The 2035-nt window shown below is 46.9% G+C and carries 2 protein-coding genes; both read left to right on the forward strand.

From position 1 onward, the window contains the following. Positions 1–1622, forward strand: a 1622-nt coding sequence (locus tag KDK18_RS07485) for a hypothetical protein (protein ID WP_257254268.1), incomplete at its 5' end; no start/stop codon positions are given. A gap of 172 nt (positions 1623–1794) precedes the next feature. Next, positions 1795–2035 (forward strand): hypothetical protein (locus tag KDK18_RS07490; RefSeq protein WP_257254269.1); only part of this gene is annotated, 241 nt, incomplete at its 3' end.

Genomic DNA, 2035 nt, shown 5'->3' on the forward strand with positions numbered 1-2035 from the left:
GTTTTCAATGGCTCACAGATCAAAATGCCCGCCTGTTGGCATTTTTTGCTCCCGGCTACGGACTGGATTGTTTGGCAAACCCCATAAAGCTGAGCATGTCGCCACAACGATCAAAGTTACTGGCAGAGACCGGGGAGAGCGTAAGCAGGCTCATTCATGGAGCTGAAGCCATGTTGAAGGGTTACCAGAGCTTCTTGCTGCTGGCGGATAACAGTGGTTCATTCCAGCACAAGTCATTGCTGAATGAAGTACCGCAATTGAACAACCGGTTCGGGGCACTGAAAAAGACCATCCAATCACGGGTAGAGGCTGTCGTCCATCCAATGCAAGCCTCTGAAGAAGGGCAGGTATTCCCGTTTCGACAGTGGCTGGCAGAGTGCCATCAGCTTCAATCCAGTCTTCAAGCACTTCATTCCCGGAAGGCTGAGCAGTGCCAAAGTGTCCATGACTTGATTTTTGCCCTGCATCAGCGTTTTGTAGCGGCACTGGCGCCGGTCGCTCTGGCCTCCGGTCAGGGCAGGATATCCAAGGAACGGTACATGACCTATGTTGATTGCACGTCCCCGGGTGAAGAGGCACCGCTGTTGAGGGCGTCCGACAAAGCATCAATGAAAAAGTTAGGGCTTTCAGGGACTGTCGTCAGTATGGATGATGCCTTGATTGTTAACCTGAAGTTAGGAAGTCATGTGGGACTTGTTGAACTTCTTGAGCATGCAGATGGGGGAAAAGAACGAACCTTGCGGCTGAGATTTTCTGACCAATTTGAGGAACCTGATGGCGTTGATGAAGACGGCAAGTTAAAGCGTATGTGGTTTCTGGTGCAGTCTCTGAAAGCGATCGGACTGGATGAAAATTCTGATAGCATGAAGCTGGGTTGCAACGCCGTAGCGGGAGAAATTACCGTTGAATGCCCTCGAATGAAATCACGTAACAACATGCAGGGTGCCTTTGAGAAACTGATCATTGTGTTAGATGAAATGTATAATCTGGATAGTTTATTTGAATGCAGGGCCATTTTTGAAGGAGATCAGTGGGACTTCAACTTGCTTGCACAGCGCCTTAATGGCAATGTTGCAACAGAAGCTGAGAGATTTGCGTTTGAGCATTGCCTTTTTTTAGTGTTTTGTCGGAGAGTTTCATCTTCTTCTGACGCTTTCTGTCAGTTATTAAGCGACCATTACCAGCGGTTTATTCATCATGGACAGTGTTTAAGAGTGTGTGTGCGGCATGTGTTTATTGAGGGAAAATCGAAAGACAGTCTGCGGGAAATGTTAATGAGCGATGAGATAAGTGAGGACATGCGAAGGGAGCTCTTACAACATCTTTTATTGTTATATCCTGATGAAGCTACTCTATTGGTTGAGGATGTGTATCCCGATTTTAGAGATCAATACTTTGTTATCAGCCCATCAATGGACTATAAACTGAAGTTTGCAGTCCCTCCGTTTGATCTCCCACCGTATAATCTCCGACCGACTCACTGGCTTGCGGAGCATAAAGAAAAGCTAAAGAAAGCCTTATTGAAGCATGGGCTGAAATATGGCAGTCAACGAGTTCGAGAGTGTCACTCTAGTTTTACAGACAGGCTCGGAAATTTGCGAATAACGTCTAATCTATTCTGACAGCGTTGACCATTACACACCGTGTTCCCAGCTCCTTGTTGTTTTTCCTGTTGCGTGCTTCAGCCCGATGGCTGAACTTTATAAAGATATCATGGTCAAAAGAAGTAATTGATTAACGCAACAGGCTCTTGGTTATTAAATCATGGATGAATATTAACTTTGGAGGGATGTCTTGATGTTATCTGCTGGATTTGACAAAGCATATCACCCCATCCTGACAAAGAATCCAACTCAGGAGACCGAGGCCGGGAGTTCATTTAAAAGTCAATTCGGAGGTCCTGATATCAGCGGCGTTCCGATCGACGAAACACCACTGGCCAAGCGCTTCTGCAGCGCTTGCAGTTTATCTTCTTCAGAGCAGGCTGCTGACTATTCTCCCGCCAGCCGGAAACAACTGGGTGGCAAGGGGATGT

The sequence above is a fragment of the Endozoicomonas sp. SESOKO3 genome (assembly GCF_024606255.1).